Below are 1155 nucleotides of genomic sequence, written 5' to 3' on the forward strand. Positions count from 1 at the left end.
ATATTTCCGGTATTTTGCCAATAAACCCGTCATGCCCCACAAGGAAATGCAGAAATACGTCAATATTGATTATCATGAAACATTGTCAATTGTCGCCATCGTGGAAAAGGGCCGTAACGAAAGAATTATCGCGGAGGCCCGGTATGCATACGGAAAACGGGAAGGCGCCCATGAAATCGCTTTTATTGTTGATGAGGAATTTCAGGGAAAAGGCGTTGCCACATTTATGATGAACTATCTGGTCAAAATTGCCAGGGACCGGGGGATTAGGGAATTTATCGCCTATGTCCTCCCGCGGAATGAAGCCATGCTGAGAGTTTTTGAGAAATCAAAGGTCGAAATCACCCGCACTTACGATTCCGATGCGATTTTTCTGCACTTCAATCTTGCTGCGCCTCAGGCCGAAAGACCCGCTTAACGGGCCGTCCATGATCAACAGGTGATGTTTCCGTCAACCGAAAAATATCATGCATGATTCAGGGACGACAGCATGCAGGCCATGTGCCAGGCGCATGTTTTTTGAAAACACAAAGGGGTAAAACATTCTTGCCATAACGTCTCAATTGTGAAATACTCCCCGCGATTTTTTAAACAAGATTAGTCAATCGCCGCAGGCTTTTGAATTATAAAAATGTCATTGAAATGATGTCACACTATCGAGAACAAGGAGGTAGCAATATTATGTCAAACGCAGTCATTGTCAACGGTGTGCGCACCGCGGTCGGAGCCTTTGGCGGCTCTTTGAAAGATGTCCCCGCGAAGGATCTGGGTGCTCTTGTGATTCGCGAAACGCTAGTCAAAGCAGGGCTCAAACCGGCATTGCCGGCCAATGCAAAAAATGACGCGCCGGACACGGCGAAGAATGAGGGACTCTCCCCGATTGAACAGCAATATTCCAAATGGGCCGACAATCTCAAAGAAATCGCCGTGGATGAAGTCATCATCGGCAATGTCATCGGAGCGGGGCAGGGTCAGAATGTCGGGCGTCAGGCCATGATTCGCGCGGGTTTGCCCAAGGAAACGACCGCATTCACCATTAATAAAGTCTGCGCCTCCGGCATGAAAGCCATCGCGCTTGCCGCGGCCAGCATTAAGGCAGGTGACAATGAAGTTGTCATTGCCGGCGGCATGGAAAACATGAGCGATGTACCGATC

The 1155-nt window shown here is 48.8% G+C and carries 2 protein-coding genes; both read left to right on the top strand.

The annotated features are described in order from the left end of the window. The coding region (locus tag CVU71_18730; GenBank protein ID PKN16468.1) for a hypothetical protein at positions 1 to 418 on the top strand (418 nt) is incomplete at its 5' end. Positions 419 to 681: 263 nt separating this feature from the next. Continuing rightward, on the top strand, positions 682 to 1155 hold a 474-nt coding region (locus CVU71_18735; protein ID PKN16469.1), incomplete at its 3' end, for an acetyl-CoA C-acyltransferase.

The organism is Deltaproteobacteria bacterium HGW-Deltaproteobacteria-6, assembly GCA_002840435.1.
Lineage (GTDB): Bacteria > Desulfobacterota > Syntrophia > Syntrophales > Smithellaceae > UBA8904.